The sequence below is a fragment of the Acinetobacter sp. S54 genome, assembly GCF_016624945.1.
Lineage (GTDB): Bacteria > Pseudomonadota > Gammaproteobacteria > Pseudomonadales > Moraxellaceae > Acinetobacter.
Genome location: NZ_JACVUI010000004.1, coordinates 116,855 through 136,644 on the forward strand (window position 1 = coordinate 116,855; position 19,790 = coordinate 136,644).

Consider the following 19,790-nt stretch of genomic DNA (forward strand, 5'->3'; position numbering starts at 1 on the left):
CAGTTTATACGTGTTGAAATCGCGAATGCTCTGATAATTATTGTAGCCAATCTGTTGTGTTTCAGTAGAATTTAATCATGTAATCTAACTTAAGGAGTATCTAAAAAGTTGATAAAAGGATTCAATCATTCTAAAGATTTGCGGATGAAATCAGACGGTTATTACTTTGGGTATGAGATATTGATGAGATACCAAACTTTCTTACCTGTCGGAGTATGTACCTGAATTTCGTCGTCTACCGATTTGCCTAAACATGCTTTTGCCATAGGGGATTGAAGGGAAATGTAATCCTTACGCCCGTAAATTTCTTCATCACCTACAATACGAAATTTAATAGTTTCACCCTCATCATTTTCTAATTCAACCCATGCACCAAAATAAGCCTTTCCATCCTGTTCAGGACTATATTCAACTTTATGTGCAATCTCAAAGAGCTTAGTTAAGTATCTAATTCTACGATCAATCTCCCTTAACTTTCTTTTGTTATAGTGATATTATAACCCCATCTTAAAACATACTATTTCTAACATTTTATATTGACAATTGATCAAATAATGATAATTTCTAATTATAAAAACCCCATACTTCATACTAAATAGTATATGGCTTACGTTAAGAAAATTTATGTAAATTACAAAGATTGTTCTACTCAAACCACCTTGGTCTTGCCTTGCCTCTTGACTGAGAAAGGAGTCATCATTTCTCATTTGCGCTATTTGGCTTGGTTTAATTCAAAAAGTGAATCATGGAAAGAAAGATCTTGTTATGCACTTAAACTTTTATTGAAGTATATAAATTCAGTTCCACAAATTGAGAATGCTACTAAATTACTCAAAGCTTTCACCGAGGCATTAATCACAGGAACAATTGACCCAACAACCCGTACAGATTCTCTTGATCTTTATTGGCGACCACGCACAGTCAGAGATACCAATAATCTATTATTTCATATTACCCATTACACTGATTTTCTGACTTCACAGGATGAACATTCAACAATTCGTGTAAATCCATTTCGCAAAGCCACAAGTTATGAAGAGCGTCTAAATTGGTGCGCTTATTATCATAAACAAGCAAATGTCTTTCTAAATCACTTAACTAAAAGAGATTTATCACAGCAGCAAGTTCGTTTGGTTGGATCGTTCAATGAAGACCTGATTGATTTTGAATATGCAGTTCGCTTTCCTGAAGATCAAATTGAAAGATTGATTTACTTAGGGTTCGAAAAAAATGGAAAATATGACTATAAATCGCAAGCGATTACGATGTTGATGAATTACGGTGGGCTTAGGAAAAGTGAAATTTTTCATATTTACACTTCAGATATCGCATTAAACCCAAACCGTCCTCAAGAAGCTCTTGTTCGTGTTTATCATCCTGAATTAGGTCTAGCTCCAGACCCTCATTTCAAAAATAGACGTGAATTTCTTTTATCCAAAACATCGTTGAAGCCTAGAAATAACTATCCATTTACCGAACGTTTATATGCAGGATGGAAGTCCCCATTACTTACATCTAAACAAGGTTACTTTGAGGTTGTATTTAACCCACCTGAAAAAGCTAAAGATTTCTTATTAATTTGGGCAAACTATCTCAAATATCAGCGTGTAGAGCCGCTGAAAAGTAATCCACATCCTTTTGCATTTACAAATAATTTAGGTGAGCCTGAAACTATAAAAAACTTTCAACGCCTGCATAAACGTGCAGTAGAGCGCATCGGACTAACTTGCAAAAAATCTCTTGGTACGACTGAGCATGGTCATCGTCATGCATATGGATTTCGTGCGCGTCAGGCTGGTTTAAATCAAGTCGAAATTCAAAAAGCTATGCATCATAAAAGTCCAACTTCATGCCTTGTTTATATCAAACCAACAATTGAAGAAGTCCAAGAAAAGTTGAGAGCGATTAAATGATTAAACCTCAAGCAACCAGACAAATTGAAAGTAAACGATTTAATAAAGAGTTTTCGACTTTTCCTGACTTAGATTCTTTAAAACAATTTTGTAAAAATGAAGGTATTACAAACTCAGTACTCTATAAACAGAAATATAGAGAATATGGGCTACCTGCTCATCCTGAAAGAATTTATGACGAATGGATTAGCTATAAAGCTTTTTTTGAAATAGCTGATTTTATTTCATATGTCGAACTAAAAAATTTGATTGAAAACAAAAATCTTAAAAATGCTAAAGAATACAAAGCTTTTATTTTAAAATTAAATGATCCAAGTCTTCCACTTGATCCACAAACTGCATATCCAAATGAATGGAAAAACTGGTATAAATTTTTAGGTAAAACAGAACCATTTAAGCCAGATTTTATTTCTCCTGACTATGTCACTTGGGCAATTAAGATAAAAGAATTTATGACTAAAGCCCGTGGCGGAGGCACTAAAGAAACTCAGCTTTGTCGTTTCGTTCGACTTTATATTGAACAATTTGATAAAAGCAAAACACCACACGCTTTTCTTATACAGGAAAAATTCGATGTAAAACCCTTTCGAGATATTCTTGAAAATATAGAATCTGAACCAATGAGGAGGAAACTCGTTGTTTATGTCAATGAATTCTTAGATTATATTATTGATAATGATTTAACGATTGAAGATGAAGAAACAGGCGAAATAGTACGAGTCGATAATGCTCGAAATCCGTTCTCCCTTTTACTCAATCAACAAAATATATCATCTAGCTCAATCCGCTCTGAAACAACAAAGCCATGCTTACAATACCATTTTGTTAAAAAAGCCCAAGAATGGATTATTCCAACCAATGCAAAAAGCTTTCAAGATTTGGAGCACCTTCATAAATTCGATGCCGATTGGGTAAAAGTAAGCTTTGATCAATTAGATTTACATGATTTAGATTGTGTTTACCGTGTAATTGATAATCAAGCATATTTATGGTGTCCAACAGACTGGATTCATACTTATGCACTCACCAAAGTTCCCTTAAGAGGACGACAAATCGCCTATAATGATTCTGGTGAAGCCGATGAGTATATTGCAGATTTAGATCAGCAAAACAAAGTAATTTGGCAAAAAAATAATTCCCCACTTTCTGGATTGACTAAAGAACAATCATTCATAAAAAGAATGCCTGATGGTCAAATAGGTATCTTTACCACTACAAATAAAACAAATAACAACGGGCAAGGTTACACAATTCCGTGGATACCCGAAGATCTAGCATATTGGCTAATTAGGCTTCGAAAATGGCAACAAAAATATAATCCTATCGCATATCCTAGTGCTTGGATTGATTGCCAAAGAACAAATTTAAATGAGGTGCAAAGAAAAGCCAAAGGATTAAATTGTTTTCTTTTTAGGCGCTTTAATGATTTTGAACCAGCAAATGTCGGAAATGCTTTAACCCCAAGATTAGCGACTGCTCTTTATAATATACAACCCTCAAATCTTTGCTTAGCTACGCTTGAAGGAAATAGAGCAATTTTAGGTGCGTATAAGTCTAAATATACCCCTCATAGCATGCGTGTTAGCCTCATTACAGCCTATGTTCTTGAAATGGGTATGCCTATTGAAATCGTGATGAAAATCGTAGGGCATAGCTCCGTGATCATGTCGATTTATTATTGCAAAATTTCCAATCATGACATTAGAACTCGTTTAGAAGAAGGTGAAAAAATAGCCTTAAAATCTGAAGTTGAATCTATTCAAAGAACAATTGAACAAAATAAAATTGAAAGTGTTAAAAATCAATTGGTTGGTAATAATTTGGAGTTGCTGCAAGCTTTATCTAATGAGGTTCCTGCGGGTAATTTTATTTTTAGAGATTATGGTATTTGCCCTTTTGCAGCTTCAAGATGTGAGGATGGCGGTGAGTTAATAAAAAGTAGTTCATTCTATACCCCTACACCTCAAGGTTATTTAGGAACTCAAAATTGTATCCGTTGTAGACATTTTATAACTGGACCTGCCTTTATCGGTGGTTTATTGGCAATTACAAATGAGATATTACTCCAATCCAATGATCAATCTGAAATATGTTCCAAACTACAATTTAAAATCAATCAGATTAATCAAGATATTGATAATATTGAAAAAGAAGAATATATAGCCAACTTAAAGAAAGAAAAATTTGAAGGTACTCCCAAAAGATCAAATCTCGAGACTGAACTTCGAAATTTCGAATCAGAATATGAAACTGCTGCTAAGAAATTGGATATGCTTTTGTGTGATATTCAAGCAGCGTATAGTCATATTACGAAATGCCACAAGCTCATAAACAACAATCCCCTTATAGAGAGCGATGAAAAACTTTCTTTAATTACAGCCCCTAATGCTGAATTGATATTAGAAATGGAAGAAGTGAGCCATTATCAACAATTACAAGAAGTCTGTGAAAATGCAGCCATCTATAAATCTTGTAATGCAGATCAAGCTATTTATCCAAGGACTCAGTTTATTGATAAAATGGCGATGTTTAATGAAATTATGCCGGCTTTATTCATGTTGTCTAAAGAACAGCAACTTTCAGCAGGCAATCAAATTTTTAAATTATTGATGAGTCGCCTCAAATCTTGGGATAAAGTACAAAGTGTTATAGACGGCAAGCTTAAATTGATCGAGCTTTCTGAAACAGAAAAAATTGAAAAATCAGAAATTGAGCTCATTCTACATAATTCACCAACTTTGATTGAGGCGAGTCATGAATCCTGAAGAGTTACTAAATAAATTAAAACATGGCTCATCTCTAAAAATTCAACAGTCGCTCGATGCAATTTATGAAGTATGTATTGAGCAACAGAAGCGTGGAATTCAGGATTTTTCTGTAAGTACAATTGCTAATTTAGGGTTTAACAGAGGTGTTCCTAAAGCACAAAGCATCAGGAATAAGACAGGTGAGAAATATAGAGCATTGATTCAATGTTTTGCAGATGTTTCATCACAGAAGCCCAACTTGGTTAAACCATCACATACAGAAAATACATGGATTGAGGAAATTCAAAATCCCAAACATCAATTGCTTGTACGCATTATGGCATCTGAGTTAAAAGAAGCTCAACAGATGATCCGTGAAATCATTCCACCCAAACAAAGGATTGATATTTATGATCATAAGAATATGATACCCAATGAATCTTTTAAGCTTTCTGATCAAGAAGTGCGGGCATTACAATATTTACTGTCTACTGATTTTCAAAGAAAATGGAATTTAAAGCCTACTCGTTTTGGTGAGTTAGTCGATGAATCTAATAAGCCTGTTTTTAAAATTTCAACATTAGATGCCTTACGCAAGGCTTTGGAGTATTTGTCTTGAATCGTAAATTATTAACGGCTGAAGGTTATCAACGTTTACAAGATGAGTTAAATGATTTAGTTCGTAAAGAACGCCCTGAAATTACAAAAATTGTGTCTTGGGCAGCTAGTCTCGGCGATCGATCTGAGAACGCTGATTACATCTATAATAAAAGAAAGCTGCGTGAAATTGATCGTAGGATTAGATATTTAACTAAACTTTTTGAAGTCGCTCACAAAGTCGAATATAGTCCAGAACAAGATGGAAAAGCTTATTTTGGTGCGTGGGTGGAATTGGAAAATGATGAGGGAGAGACTATTAAATTTCGCATCGTTGGAGATGAAGAAATTTATGGCCGTAAAGACTATATTTCGTTGCAATCACCTATCGCAAAGGCTTGTTTAGGTAAGTCTGTAGATGATGAAATTCAAGTAAATACACCTACTGGTAAGAAAAATTGGTATATTTGCCAAATTGAATATAACCAATAAATGGTTATATTCAGCATTAGCTTTCTACTCAAATATTTACTTCTAGCATCTTACAATCTCAAAGTGCTCACTAAACTTAGGCTCATTTACAGTATCTAATGATGGTACTGAAATAAAGAGCCTGTACTTAGCTCGACTGATAGCAACGTAATTTATACGATGTTCTTCGTTTATCATTAAATTTGGATTTGTTATGAACTCAAGATCATTTTCACTTTTTAAGAATAAGACCACATTATCAAACTCATCACCCTTTGACTTATGAATTGTTTTACTTAAAGTCGTATCATCAGGAATATTTACACATATACTAATTTGATTATATATATGATTATCATATAGTTCTTTAGCTCTCCCTTTTTGTAGTTTAGCGACAGTAAGTCCTGAAAGTTGTCTTATAATTTCAATAAAGTGACTTAAGCTTTTATCTTTAAAATCATCATATTCAGATAATAGATTCGACAAATAAGTTAATGAGAAAGCTAATGAAAAGGTTTCTACTGGAAAAATCTTTGACAATTCTTTGAAGGAATCTTTAAATTTTTTTTCTCTTGCTAATTCAATAGCTTTAACATGATAAGCCAAAATTTTCCTTCTTTCTTGATTACTATCTTCTACCAACCTATCAAATAAATTATTTACTAAAGTATTACTATCTAGTTCACTTTTCAGTACATTTGAGTCAATATTCAGACGAGATAAGCTACAAAAATCACTATCACCGCAACATTTTTTCACAGCTTGGATTGTTTGGTTTTGATTGCCAATCAGCAAAGATGGTAAGTTACCTTCTATTTGCCTTACTGAAATTTGGGTAATATCAGATCTGACTTTATTTAATACATTAATAATTTGAATGGTACTTCGATTATTAAAATTCATTTCATAAAATTTGATGTTGGGTAAGCTAAAAGAATTGAATTGGGTATACACTGCCCCTTGAAACTCATAAATAGATTGTGCAGGGTCACCTATAACTCCGATTATAGTCTCGGACTCTGCAATTTTTTTTATTATAGCAAGCTGAATAGGGTTACAGTCTTGAAACTCATCAATAAAAAAGTATGGAAACTTAGCTCTGATCACTTCCAAGATATAAGGAAATTTTGTAATCAGTTGATAACTAAAAAATAAAACATCGTCATGATGAATTTTTCCTGATAACCAATGCTGTCTTCTATAATCAATATAACTAGCTTTTTTAATATATAAGTTAGTAATTTTACCTACATAGGCTTTAGTAGCAGGAAGTTGCAAATATATTTCGCCATCATTCTGTAATTGCCATTGAACAGAATCTAAAGCATCTATTAATTTACTTTGCTCACTAATAAAATATTTTTGATTAGTTAATTCTAACCAATTATTTATTTTACTGTAAGAGTGATTTAATTCATCATGCCCATCAAGTTTAGAGGAGTCTAAATTATACTCATCAGCTATCAAAAAGGCATAAGGTTTAACTATATGACGATAAAGAAAGCTATGAATTGTTGAGACATCTACTTGAGTCGCAGAAGTACCCAATCTAGCCAAAATTGTTTCAACTGCTATATTCGTATAAGTAATACAGGAAATTTTTCGTATTTTACCAAGTCGATTTGAGTGGTGGAGCACATTTCTTATATGTTCAACTAACCAATGTGTCTTACCTGCTCCTGGTCCAGCACTAACTTTAAAATGATGCTCAATATGATCAAGCCTTTTATTAGAATCTATCTGTATTATTGACATAAAAATTCAATTGCCTCCTTAATATAAGTAGGGACAATAAAATCCTTAAAATCAGGTGTACCTTTTTTTTCCAGATTTTCTTCTAAAATTCTTGCTAGCTCTAAAGCATTCTCACCTTTACCAACTGAATTAAGATAACGTGAAGCTATAAGAGCTTTAATTTTATTATCAACAGTCCAATCAAGACTTGTATTAGCTTTAATGCTTTTAACAATGCGGGTATTTTCTTTACTTTTCTTTTTAAGAAGGGTAACAATATCTTCAAGGCTTTTTTCATCTTTATAAGCTTGCATTAATTTTTTAATTTCATCTTGATTTGACATATAGTCAGTAATTAAAAAATCTGCTGTAGGATTAACTCTTAATATTTCATACTCTAAGGTTTTCCCTAAAATTTTGTCTGGGCTAAAAAAACAAATATTCGGATGTTTATCATAAGCAGGATAAACATTTTGTTTATAGTCATATTCATCATAATTAACACCGAACTCAAATGGATAACATTTTTTATAATTTGATGTTTCATCTAATAAATCTATCATCGGATCAGTAGGATCAGTAGGATCAGTAGGATCAGTAGGTTTCATTTTTCTTTCTGGATCAATATCTGTGATACAAGCAATTTTCTTAGAAATTGTTTTAGGTTTGTTGCTATCAAATAAATGTAGGAAATGTGTGAAGTATCGCCCACCAACATTTACCACACCAACATGATGATCTTCTAAAGATTTACCAATATATCTAGCAAAAATAGACATTAATAGTTGCTCAGCAATTCCTTCTACAAACAAAATTTTCTGTGCAAATAAAATGTCTGATTTAGTAGCATCAAGAAACCTTTGTACATATCTCTTACTTTTTCCATCAAGAGGAAAAATCGTATCAGGATAACTAATCTTTGTTTCATCAGCTTCTTTATACAAACAAATAATTTCTGAAAGTGAAACCGCAGATGTAATATGGGTAGAATGTGAAGTTACGAAAATTTGTCGTACTTTTCCTTCTTTTTTATTCTTCTTTAAAAATTGTAAGAACTTATATTGCATTGCTGGATGGAGATGGGCTTCAGGCTCTTCAATAACTAATACTGAAAATACTTTTGCATTATCACCCATATACTTTCCGTCAGAATTTACTTGCATTTTAGCAAGTAATAAGGACATAAAAATCAGATTATTATAACCCAAACCATTATGAGTTGCTGGTATTTTAATCCCTGTTTCATATTCAATAATTAATCTTAGAAAAGAAAACATTTCTATATCTGAAATATTTCCTTCAAAATTAGGTTTAGCCTTATTAAATGAAGCACCTGTTCCATCAGCATAAGATAATATTTGTTCTTTTCCTAATTCCATACGCTTTTGAATAGAATTAATCACTGGCTCAATGTCTGATAAAAATTTATTTTTTCGTGTTTTAATTTCTGTAATTTTATTTTCTTCAGATTTTATGGAATCACTTTTAATGTCATAGTCCATGAAGAAATCAAATACATTTTTTAATAATGTATTTTTCCCTGTTAGCATATCCCTTTCTACATCTCGGATCGCATCTAAGAATTGAAAATCAAATTTGCTGAGTGATTCCCCATCTGCTATGGCACGATTAGCAATCTCGCCACCGTAAATTTTATAAGAATAAAGTCGTATAAATTCATTTTTTATTGTTTTCCATGCAGTATTTCGACAATTTTTCTGAGTTTCATCAATTTCTGACATGGCTAAGATATATTTAGGAACTTCTTTTTCTGGAAGAAAAAATTCATAAGTCAATTTAGCCTCAAAATCAGATTCTAGCTTAGTCAGCCAATTTGCAACCATAGCTAAATCATCTGGTAATGAATCACATCCTTTTTTTAAAGTGACTTGAATACTTATCTTAGGGGGGGATGTCTTTAGCTCTGAAAATGCAACATTTTTATTAAAGTCATCTACATCTAATCTTTTATTTTTATCAGGATTTACAACTAATGAAAGAGCTGTCAATAAATTAGTTTTTCCAGCATTGTTATGACCAATTATTACATTTACACCTTCATTAAGACTTATTTCTTGATGTTTAAAATTACGAAAATTCTTTATTTCGATCTTTGATATAAACATTTATCCCTCACTCAAAAAATTATTTTAAAGTTTACTCTCAAGTATTTTTAATTAAATAAAACAACACTTAGTTGTGTTGTTTTATTTAACAATTTTAATTTGTTAATAAAATCTGATTAATCTGCTCTTCTAAACTACGCCCAACTTCATCTTGCTTTTTAGCCATCAAGAATATTCGTTTACCATTACTATCTTTAGCCCATTGCTTACCAATAGCATTTTTCACTCGGGCATCATCAGCAGTATCTAAATGACCACCTTTGTACTCTAAAACAAAAATAGAACCATCGACCAACTCAGCAACAAAGTCAGGATAGAAATAGTCTTTTTCAGTAGGTAGCCAAAAAGAATATTGTGGTTGCTTAGGAATATTTCTTACCCAATATTTAACTTTAGGATGTAGGTCTAATAACTGAGCACATTGGAACTCTTCAGAAATATTGCCACCGTCTGTTTTTTCTCTTAAATCATCAATTTGGGCATAAAAATGCTTCTTAAATTTAAAACTTCCACGATACGGTTTCTTAACTGGGTACATACCACGTTTAAATTCAAAACTATTTTCAAGTTGTGGCTCATTCGCGACTTGTAACTGACTAAATAAATCACCCTGAAAAGCCTTTTTACGAGCTAATTCGAATAAGCGGTCTAATTCATTTGATACAGCAAGTGACAGTTGGAACTGAGCACGATGCAATTGAGTTAAAGTGAAATTTCGTACATTTAACAAATAACTAATCAGTTTTGTTAAATAAGCCCGTAATTGGATTTGTGTTAAACCTTGACGTCTAACTTTACGATCAAGCCAGTTTAGTAAATCATTTTCAGTGATAAGTGTTGGCATGTTAGAAAATTGAATTTGTTGACTACCTAATTGTCCATACTTTAATTCTTGATCTTCAATATTTAGATCAATTTCAAAACTATTTACAGTTTCTCTGATATTAAAACCTTCAAGCTGCACAGGAAAATCGAGTAAATTCCATTCCACGGAGTCTTCAATCGTCTCTTTATCAGCAACTTGCCATTCACCGTCAACAAATAAACCTAATTGCGGAATCAATGCAAATGTCGCATTCCAGTTCTCAGGTGCTTGATGAGCTTGTCTTTCGGCACGAGCATCATCAAAGGCTTCTTTCACTTGAGCTTTCTGTTTTGGAGTTGCTTGATCAATAACAGCCTGTTCAATTTGGTCAAATTCTTCGTCAGTTGTACCTTTATTGATAACTAAAGATGTACCTTGGCTGTTATCTAGTTTCTGAACTGAAGGTTGTAATCCTGTAGGAATAGTATCTGCCTTGACTTCAAATGGTACAGAAATAATGACTTCAGGAGTTTTAGGTTTGGTTCCACCAATACCTGTTTGACCTAGATCTAATTCAGGTTGAGGATTCACAACAATAGCTGTATCAGCTTCCCATTTATTAAAGCCCATATTTTGTACCATACGGTCTTTAAGTAGCATGGTCGCTTGAGCTATAGAACTAGAAATAACATGAGCATAGGCTTTGTTGAGTTCGTCATTTTGGCGTAATTTTGCGTATGGCATACGCAAGACACGACCTAATAGTTGCTCCACATCAGTAGCTGAATTGATGTTCTGCAAACTCGCAAGTACATAAGCGAAAGAACAATCCCAACCTTCTTTTAAAGCTTCTACCGTGATGACAATCTTCACTTTACTCGTAGGGCTAAACAGATTTTCATCTTCAAGCTCTTTGGTTTGCCCTGTAGAGATCGCAATCCATTCTTCAGTTATATTTTCATATTCGCTTAATAAATGCTGTTTTACGGCATCTACATTCGCTTCACCATTTTTATCCTGCGCTTGAATCAACAAAATTGGACGAATATATTCTTTTTCACTTTGAGCCAACACCTCTAATTTTTGACGTTGAATAAGTGCATCACGAATACAGTCTTGCCAACTATGTGGATGTTCAGTCAGAACGACTGGTAGCTTGATCATCTCAGCGACTTTGAGTTCAGCAGCTGATACTGAATAAAGCACATTATTATCTTTAGGTGTCGCAGTTAGCTCAACCAAGCAACTAGGATTTAAACGCTTCAGCGTAGGAAAGAAGGTCTTACCACCACGGTTTTTATGTGCTTCATCGACAATGATAATTGGTCGGTGCAGATTAAAGAAATTCACCAACGAATGCTTTACACGCCCTATATCTTTTTCAGTCAAGAATGGCTGATATTGCAATGTATCAGCCGTAACTCTATCCATATTTTGAGTCTGAAAATCTTTCAAGTCTGTAAAATGTTCACTTAATGACTCATCAAAAGCGTAAGCATTACGTTGAAATGTCTTTTCTTTGTCAATATTAAAAATTTGAATTGTGGTCACAATTAAAATACATGATTGATTAACATCATGTTTATTTAATGTTTGTAAGCTTTCAATATCGCAAATTTTTAATTTATCACCATAGTAACCTTGCAAAGCTTGTCTATAAGGATGTGTTACATCTGCCAAGGCTGCAAGTGTCTGCTGACGAATCATATCCGTTGGAACAAGCCACAAGACAATAGGCGTATCCGTATTTACATAATTTCGAGCTGCAATAGGAATACTATGTGATGCTAGTAAGGTTTTACCACCACCTGTGGGAACACGCAGACATACGCTTGGAATGCCTTCTAAACGGTCGTTATACTGAATATTTTCGCTCACACACTGCTTAAAAGCTCTTTCTGCCCCAAATGATGCAGCCAAAGTAAAAAATTGCTCTAAAGCTTGCAAAGACTGAACTTGATAATTTTTTAATTGAAGTGACATGATTAATCCTTACTTAGCCTTATTGCCATAAAGTGAATATGGAATTTGTTTAAACTCGATATCCAATGCTTCCAATCGAGCAGGACTTAAACGGGAGGCTTCGCCAATCACGATTCGTTTACCCTCATGAGAATGACATTCATTTAAATGATTCAATACAGAAGACGTCAGGACATTTCCACCATTTGGTTGTCGATCACCTAAAATACCGTTATAGAGCAAGTAGTAGGCTTTGCCTTCATGAATACCTAAGAATGGATTATCAAAGTTTTCAGCTTGGTTTAATGCAGATTTAGTTTCGAGCCACCATACATAACTGGCAAGGTCTTTAAATTTTACATCGGCATTTAAGAAACCATTATCATCAAAGACAAGAGTACCAAGAGTATAGAAGCTAAAACCGCCTCCACCTTGCCAGTTCACAGCAGAAGAAATACCACCTTGTTCACCTTCAATTACTTTTTCAAGCCGTGGAATTACATGGGTATTTGCATGTTCACCCATTTCAATACCGATATAACGTCTTCCCATTTTATGAGCAACAGCAGTCGTTGTACCTGAACCTAGAAATGAGTCTAAAATAATGTCATTTGAATTGGTCGCTAAATGTAGAATGCGCTCTAATAATCTTTCAGGCTTTGGTGTATCGAATGTATTATCAGCACCAAAAATTAAGTTAACTTCTTTTTTGGCTTCCTGATTATGCCCAACTTCAGAGTTTGCCCACCAAGTCCAAGCACTTATTCCGTCATGCTCACTCAAAAAGTTTTTGATACGTGGTCTTGCATCTCCTCTTTGACCAAACCAAATTCGTTCATCATTCTTAAGCTTAATAAATTCACTTTCTATATTAGACCAGCATCTTCCTTCTGGTGGATCATATTCTATGCCTTGAGGTGCAGTAATCTTATACATTTGATTAGGTCGCCACCCTTGGGCTGTAAAATCTGTAGATACCCAAACACCTCGATGATCATTATCAGGATTCTTGTAATTTTTTGCTTGATCGTGGGTGAGTGCTAATTTTTTTAAACTAAATTGGTTTTTATTTTTAGCAAATACGAGAATATTATCTTGAGCAGTACTCAAATGTAATCTAGCATCAGGTGATGTTCTTTTCTGCCAAACAATATTAGCAACAAAGTTCTTCCTATCAAAAACTTCATCACATAAAATTTTAAGATAATGTACTTCATTATCATCAAGTGTAATCCAAATTGAACCATCTTCAGCTAAAAGCTCTTTTAGTAGTTGCAAACGTGGATACATCATTGAAAGCCATTGGGCGTGTTCTAGCTTATCATCGTAATGCTCAAAAGCAGATTGCGTGTTGTATGGAGGGTCAATGAAGATACATTTTACTTGACCTCCATAAAGCGGGAGCAATGCTTTCAATGCCTGTAAATTGTCACCTTGAATAATTAGGTTTTCTTTTGCTTGTTGCTTATCACCATATGATTGTTCAAATTTTAAAAGATGATAAGGCACATTGGTTGCTGTTTCTTCAGCTTGGTTTCGATTGACCCAATCAAGTAAAGGCATAACATCACTGAATGTAAGATAAAATATGACTTTATTTTATCAAAAACTAGCCTTTAAATGTTGATTAGATTTTTTACTGCTAAAAATTAAAAATCAGGTTTTATCGTTACTTTATCACTATTTAACCACTTATGAATTAACTCATCACCACTAAAAGTAGTCCAAGAGAGTCCATCATTTATTATACTTTTACTAACAAAGTACTCTAAGCAAGTATAACTCCAATTAAATCCAATATTTCGTGTATGAGATGGAACTTTATTATTTAACTTACAATGTTCTAAGTAAGATGTGATCCTCGCGATAAACATCTTATTCACAGAATAATATCTATCTTTTCTTTCTCCATGCTCTAAGCTATACAAATTTGAAGCAACTTTATCCGCATGATAACTTAACATACTATTCACAACTAAGAGATTATACTTTTCAACTAACTCAATAATTACGTGATCCAATTCAATAGATTTTTCAATTGGGATGGGTTTATATTTTTGTATATTTAAAATTAGCTCATATGCATCAATTTTCTTTTGCTCGATAACAAACTCTCTAATTTCTTTAATATCCAAATAATCCAGTTCATAATAGTCTAATTCTATACTTAATTCTTCCAACATTTGGTTAAAACTTCCACTAATTAGATCTAAATTTAAAAAGGTGTTCCCATCAAAAAAAATATACTTGTATTTTTTATATCTACTAGATAGTTCAGCACGTATTAAATGTGAGTTTTTATAAAAAAATTTGTTTGCATCATTAAATACCCCTATAATTTCATCTGTTTTTTTACTATTAAAAATGACTCTTTTTTTATACAATGACTTAATTAAGAAGTTCTGATTAGCTCTTTCAGTAATAAACATATCTTTCCAAATTTCTTTATCCAATTTACCATACTGATTTACTTGGCATTTAAGAGCAATTAGATACAAATAAATTTTTTCTAAATAAGTTAAATTAAATGAATTTTTCATAAATAAAAATGAATAGTCATCTTTTATAACTGATTCAATTTTTTCTATAATTACTTCAGCTTGGTTATTTATATCTTTACTTAAACAATTTTGGCAACTTAATTCATTTTGAAAAAGCTTTTTTAACTCCATACGTGATCTAGCCTTAATTTTTTGATTACAACTAAGACAATTTGAATTTTCAATAGTAGATGTAACAAAACTAAATTTAGCAATGATAGCTTCTAAGTTAGAAATATTATTGAATCCATGTTTTTTTACAAGATTTTTTAATGAATATTCAAAATCATGTGTTTCCCAACTTAATGCCCAATAATCCTTAATAAGTAAATCATAAGTTTTTGATTCATCATCTATAACGTGTATTAAGATATTTTGTTTAGTCATTGTGGAAAATTTTATCAATAATTTCTTAAAGTATTCTATTTTTCAACTAGTTAAACTTTAGATCCATTATTGAATTGTAACTGAAGTATAATAGTACAACTAAATAGTATACATACTATTTATAAGATTTTGTTTTTTATTAATAATTAATATTTTAGTATGAAATATAGGGTTATTTACGTAAATCTGCATTTTCTGAACGGTCACCAAGACTTGCTGCCCAAGATACAATACTTGTAATCTCAGGGCGTTCTTTACGAACAAGATGATTTAACTCATCTTGTAAACGTTGATATCCTTCAGCGGTCAATAGTTTTCGATTCATGACAAAATATCCAATGTTTTAAACACTATAACCCATCTTCGGTGTGTAACAATGAGAGGGGCATTTTATTAGAATCTATAGCCATTTGTTTATATTTTTTCTGAAGTGATTTAAAAAAATGAATAAACTTTAACTAAAATTTCAGATATTTTACTCTTGTTTTATAAATAGAATAATTAATTGTTCATCTCGGTCTTACAATAAATTTTCATCTCATTCTATTTAGAAATAAAAAAATCTGTTTGTTTAATAAGAAGCTAAATTTGTTGAAGGAAAGATACGATTACGAATTTTATGGTATTAAAAAGAATAGATAAAAAAAGCCCTTGTATAAACAAGGGCTTTTTAGATATTTGGCGGAAGCGGTGAGATTCGAACTCACGGAGGACTCACACCCTCGTCGGTTTTCAAGACCGGTGCATTAAACCGCTCTGCCACGCTTCCAATGGCGGCTATCATATAAATAAAAGTGTGTTTTGGCAAATTATTTCAGAAGAAAAAGGTTTAAAAGATCAAAATTAAAGCAAAATACTGGTTTTATCGCATTGTTTCTAAGCTTATCGGGTATGAGTATTAGTTCGATGAGTGGACGAAAATTTGGATGGTTTATTTTTTCTTTGAATTTCAATCTATTGAATAAAGATAAATTCATCTATTGTTTTTCTATTTTTACCTAAATTTAGCATTAAAAAAGTAGTTATCTTCGATACTTACAGATTGTACTTTAACAAAATTATCGATATATTTCTGAAAACATATTGAAAAAAAGGCAATCAGCATGGCTATAAAACAATCAAAAAAAATACTCATTTCAACGCTATTAAGTTGTGGTGTGTGGTTGAGCTTTCAAGCCCATGCCGCTAATGATGTAACCGTATATGCAGCGGCTAGCTTGACCAATGCGATCGCTGATTTAGAAAAAGAGTTTGAAAAACAAACAAAAATAGAAGTAAAAACCTCTTATGCGGGTTCATCGACTTTAGCAAAACAAATTGAAGCTGGCGCACCCGCAGATGTGTTTATTTCAGCCGATGAACAATGGATGAATTATTTACAAAATAAAAAGTTAATCGTTGCTAATCAACGTATTAATTTACTGGGTAATAAACTGGTTCTGATTGCACCTAAAAATGCCAATATCCATACTATTAAAATGGAAAAGAGTACTGATCCAAATACAGTTTTCCAAGGAAAATGGTGTACAGGTGATACCAAGAGCGTTCCTGTAGGAAAATATGGGAAACAAGCACTTACTTCACTCGGATGGTGGCAAAAACTTCAACCAAAATTGGTTGAGACCGAAGATGTCAGAGCTGCTTTAAATTTTGTCGCACGGGGTGAATGTCAGTTAGGTATTGTGTATGCAACTGATGCGGCGATTAGTAAAGATGTCAAAATCGTAGGAGTATTTCCAGAAAATACTCATGCGCCGATTATTTACCCATTAGGATTACTTAAAAACACACCATCTGCGGTAAAATTTTATCAATATTTACAGACGAAACAGGCAAATAAGGTGTTTAGAAATTACGGTTTTACTGTTCTTTTGCCTGCTAAATAATGTTTTTCCTTCTTTCAGCAGAAGAACTTGAGGTTCTCAAGTTATCTTGTCAGGTTGCTGTGTTTAGTTTGCTGGTGAATTTAATTCCTGCATTACTAGTGGGCTGGCTATTAGCACGAAAAGAGTTCTGGGGGAAATCCCTATTTGAAACCTTGGTGTTTTTGCCTTTAGTTTTACCTCCTGTGATTCCTGGCTATTTGCTGTTACAGGTTTTTGGTAACAATGGTGTTTTGGGGCAGTATCTGAATGCTTGGGGCTTCAATTTAGCTTTTAATTGGAAAGGCGCTGTTCTAGCTGCCGCAGTGATGGGATTTCCTTTATTTGTTCAATCGATTCGACTTGCAATTGAATTGGTGGATCAGCGTTTGGAAATGGCAGCGAAAACATTAGGTGCATCAGGATTAGGGGCTTTTTTTAGTATTACATTGCCTCTGGCAAGTAGTGGCATATTGGTGGGTGCAATTTTATGCTTCTGTCGTAGTCTGGGAGAATTTGGAGCGACGATCACATTTGTGGGAAATATCGCAGGAGAAACGCGTACTCTTCCTTTGGCCATGTATAGTCTAATGCAACAACCTGATACCGAACATCAAGTATGGCGTTTAATTATATTATCTTTAAGTGTCGCATTTTTTGCACTCTGGTTTGCACAATGGTTTCATCGCTACCAGAAAAAGAAACGGGGATAGCGCGCGTATGTTGAACTGTCATTTCCAGCTGCAACTTGGTAAGTTCAAACTAACTCAGGCTTTTGAATCTGATGACCGCGTCGTGGGCTTATTTGGTGCATCGGGTTCAGGAAAAACGAGCATTTTACATGCGATTGCAGGACTAAATACACCTCAATCGGGCTGGATCAGGATTCAGAATCAGACTTGGTTTGATCATTCGCAAAAGATTAATTTAACAACGCAGCAACGTCGTATCGGACTAGTTTTTCAGGACGCGCAATTGTTTCCGCATATGAGTGTTAAAAAAAATTTGCACTTTGGATTTAATCGGATCACCCCTGAAAAAAGGCATTTTAAAGAAGATTACATCATTGAATTATTAAAATTAGGCCATTTATTAAATCGTGTGCCTGTAAAACTATCGGGAGGAGAAAAACAGCGTGTCGCATTAGGACGTGCGTTATTATATTCCCCGCAACTTTTATTATTAGATGAACCTTTATCCGCATTAGATGCAGCACATAAAGCTGAAATTATTCCTTTCTTTCAAAAAATTAAGCAGGAAATTCATATTCCTATGCTATATGTGAGTCATGATATTGAAGAAATTCAGCAGCTAACAGACAGTATTTGGTATTTGTAACAGCTTTTTCTCATAAATTTTATAGGTTGTAAAAGCAAAAAAGGCAAAAATAAGGTGCTTATTTTTGCCTGAAGGGAAGAAAGCAGTGTGGATGATTAATCCGCGATTTCAATTGCAATTGCGGTCGCTTCACCACCCCCAATACAGAGGGCAGCGATACCTTTGCGTTTGCCTAGTCGTTTTAGAGCATGGATGAGCGTCACGATAATACGTGAACCTGATGAACCAAGAGGATGACCCAAGGCGCAAGCACCGCCATTGATATTAACTTTTTCAGGGTCAAGTTTGAATGCATCAATAGCCGCCATGGTCACCATTGCAAACGCCTCATTAATTTCCCATAAATCGACTTCTTCAGCAGACCAACCGACTTTTTTAAGTAATTTTTCAATCGCACCGACAGGAGCAATGGTAAATTCTTCTGGTAATTGTGAGTTGGTAGTATAGCCTTTGATTTCGGCAAGAATATTTAGTCCGCGCTGTTGGGCTTCTTGTTCAGAAGTCATTACAAGTGCAGATGCGCCATCGCTGATAGAGCTTGAATTCGCCGCAGTAATGGTTCCATCTTTGGCAAAAGCAGGCCGTAATGATGGAATCTTATCAATTTTTGCATTTCCTGGATTTTCATCGGTATAAACTAAGACATCGCCTTTGCGAGTGCTGACTGTAACGGGTGAAATCTCCTGCTTGAAATAACCTTCTTGAATGGCTTTTTGTGCACGTGTCAGAGAGCGAATGGCAAATTCATCCATTTGTTCACGTGTATAGTTTTTCTTATCAGCCATTTCTTGTGCAAAGGAACCCATCGCACGGCCCGTATAGGCATCTTCTAAACCATCCATAAACATATGATCAATCACTTGACCATGTCCCATACGGTAGCCTGTGCGCGCTTTTGGCAATAAATAGGGAGCATTTGTCATGGATTCCATTCCACCGACAATGGCAATCTTAATACTGTCTGCCTTGATACCATCGGCAGCTTGCATAGCAGCTTTCATACCAGAACCGCATACTTTATTAATCGTGGTTGCACCCACATGATCAGGTAAACCCGCTTTACGCATCGCTTGACGAGCAGGGCCTTGCTTGACCCCAGCAGGAAGTACACAGCCCATGATCACTTCATCAATATCATTGACGGGAATATTGGCTTGTTCGACTGCTGTTTGGATAGCAACAGCACCAAGATCAGGTGCAGTTAAACCAGAAAGACTACCTTGAAAGCTGCCCATAGGGGTACGTGTTGCAGCGATAATCACGATTTTTGACATGAAATGATTCCTTCCAAGATGGGTTCAGCCTGAT

General features: G+C 33.9%; 13 protein-coding genes, 1 tRNA gene and 2 pseudogenes. 7 read left to right on the top strand and 9 right to left on the bottom strand.

Translation table 11 applies throughout. The features are described from left to right. Nucleotides 1-161: 161 nt before the first annotated feature. Nucleotides 162-494: pseudogene (locus IAE20_RS08750) on the bottom strand (GreA/GreB family elongation factor); the annotation flags it as partial. Between the two features lie 108 nt (nucleotides 495-602). Here IAE20_RS08750 and gmtY point away from each other — a divergent pair. From gmtY to greB (IAE20_RS08770), 4 genes are read left to right on the top strand one after another with little or no spacing between them, the layout of a single operon-like run. After that, nucleotides 603-1,913 carry a gamma-mobile-trio recombinase GmtY gene (gene gmtY, locus IAE20_RS08755; RefSeq protein WP_200482120.1) on the top strand — a complete coding sequence of 437 codons (1,311 nt, stop codon included), beginning with the start codon at nucleotides 603-605 and terminating at the stop codon, nucleotides 1,911-1,913. Continuing rightward, nucleotides 1,910-4,678, top strand: coding sequence for a VPA1269 family protein (locus IAE20_RS08760; protein ID WP_200482119.1), 2,769 nt, complete (start codon nucleotides 1,910-1,912; stop codon nucleotides 4,676-4,678). The genes gmtY and IAE20_RS08760 overlap by 4 nt, the downstream gene beginning before the upstream one ends. Then, entirely contained in the window at nucleotides 4,668-5,279 is a 612-nt protein-coding gene (gene gmtX, locus IAE20_RS08765; RefSeq protein WP_200482118.1) for a gamma-mobile-trio protein GmtX, read from the top strand. Before IAE20_RS08760 ends, gmtX begins: the two co-directional genes overlap by 11 nt. Then, complete coding sequence (gene greB, locus IAE20_RS08770) at nucleotides 5,276-5,749, top strand: transcription elongation factor GreB (RefSeq protein WP_200482117.1); 474 nt, start codon at nucleotides 5,276-5,278, stop codon at nucleotides 5,747-5,749. The genes gmtX and greB (IAE20_RS08770) overlap by 4 nt, the downstream gene beginning before the upstream one ends. Nucleotides 5,750-5,791: 42 nt before the next feature. Here the strand turns inward: greB (IAE20_RS08770) and IAE20_RS08775 are convergent, their stop codons facing one another. The 7 genes and pseudogenes from IAE20_RS08775 to IAE20_RS08805 all read right to left on the bottom strand — a co-directional run bounded on the left by IAE20_RS08775 (nucleotide 5,792) and on the right by IAE20_RS08805 (nucleotide 16,051). Further along, nucleotides 5,792-7,483, bottom strand: a complete 1,692-nt coding sequence (locus IAE20_RS08775) for a UvrD-helicase domain-containing protein (protein ID WP_200482116.1) — start codon at nucleotides 7,481-7,483, stop codon at nucleotides 5,792-5,794. Continuing rightward, on the bottom strand, nucleotides 7,474-9,588 hold the full coding sequence (locus tag IAE20_RS08780; RefSeq protein ID WP_200482115.1) for an ATP-dependent nuclease: 2,115 nt from the start codon (nucleotides 9,586-9,588) through the stop codon (nucleotides 7,474-7,476). The genes IAE20_RS08775 and IAE20_RS08780 overlap by 10 nt, the downstream gene beginning before the upstream one ends. A 94-nt stretch (nucleotides 9,589-9,682) precedes the next feature. Then, nucleotides 9,683-12,376, bottom strand: a complete 2,694-nt coding sequence (locus IAE20_RS08785) for a DEAD/DEAH box helicase (RefSeq protein ID WP_200482114.1) — start codon at nucleotides 12,374-12,376, stop codon at nucleotides 9,683-9,685. Between the two features lie 9 nt (nucleotides 12,377-12,385). Then, nucleotides 12,386-13,918, bottom strand: coding sequence for a site-specific DNA-methyltransferase (locus IAE20_RS08790; protein ID WP_200482113.1), 1,533 nt, complete (start codon nucleotides 13,916-13,918; stop codon nucleotides 12,386-12,388). 86 nt (nucleotides 13,919-14,004) lie between these two features. Then, complete coding sequence (locus IAE20_RS08795) at nucleotides 14,005-15,282, bottom strand: hypothetical protein (RefSeq protein WP_200482112.1); 1,278 nt, start codon at nucleotides 15,280-15,282, stop codon at nucleotides 14,005-14,007. A 184-nt stretch (nucleotides 15,283-15,466) separates the two neighbouring features. Then, nucleotides 15,467-15,607 (bottom strand): annotated as a pseudogene (greB, locus tag IAE20_RS08800) (transcription elongation factor GreB); the annotation flags it as partial. 354 nt (nucleotides 15,608-15,961) lie between these two features. Then, nucleotides 15,962-16,051 (bottom strand) — tRNA-Ser (locus IAE20_RS08805). A 334-nt stretch (nucleotides 16,052-16,385) separates the two neighbouring features. Between IAE20_RS08805 and modA the strand changes: the two genes are divergently transcribed. From modA to modC, 3 genes are read left to right on the top strand one after another with little or no spacing between them, the layout of a single operon-like run. Further along, nucleotides 16,386-17,168, top strand: a complete 783-nt coding sequence (modA, locus tag IAE20_RS08810) for a molybdate ABC transporter substrate-binding protein (protein WP_200482110.1) — start codon at nucleotides 16,386-16,388, stop codon at nucleotides 17,166-17,168. After that, nucleotides 17,168-17,857 (top strand): molybdate ABC transporter permease subunit, encoded by a 690-nt coding sequence (gene modB, locus IAE20_RS08815; RefSeq protein ID WP_200482109.1) that lies wholly within the window; start codon nucleotides 17,168-17,170, stop codon nucleotides 17,855-17,857. Before modA ends, modB begins: the two co-directional genes overlap by 1 nt. A gap of 7 nt (nucleotides 17,858-17,864) precedes the next feature. Next, nucleotides 17,865-18,482, top strand: a complete 618-nt coding sequence (modC, locus tag IAE20_RS08820) for a molybdenum ABC transporter ATP-binding protein (protein ID WP_200460393.1) — start codon at nucleotides 17,865-17,867, stop codon at nucleotides 18,480-18,482. Nucleotides 18,483-18,577: 95 nt separating this feature from the next. On the opposite strand, the gene IAE20_RS08825 is transcribed toward modC, so the two are convergent. After that, nucleotides 18,578-19,756 (bottom strand): thiolase family protein, encoded by a 1,179-nt coding sequence (locus IAE20_RS08825; RefSeq protein WP_200482108.1) that lies wholly within the window; start codon nucleotides 19,754-19,756, stop codon nucleotides 18,578-18,580. Between the last annotated feature and the right edge of the window lie 34 nt (nucleotides 19,757-19,790).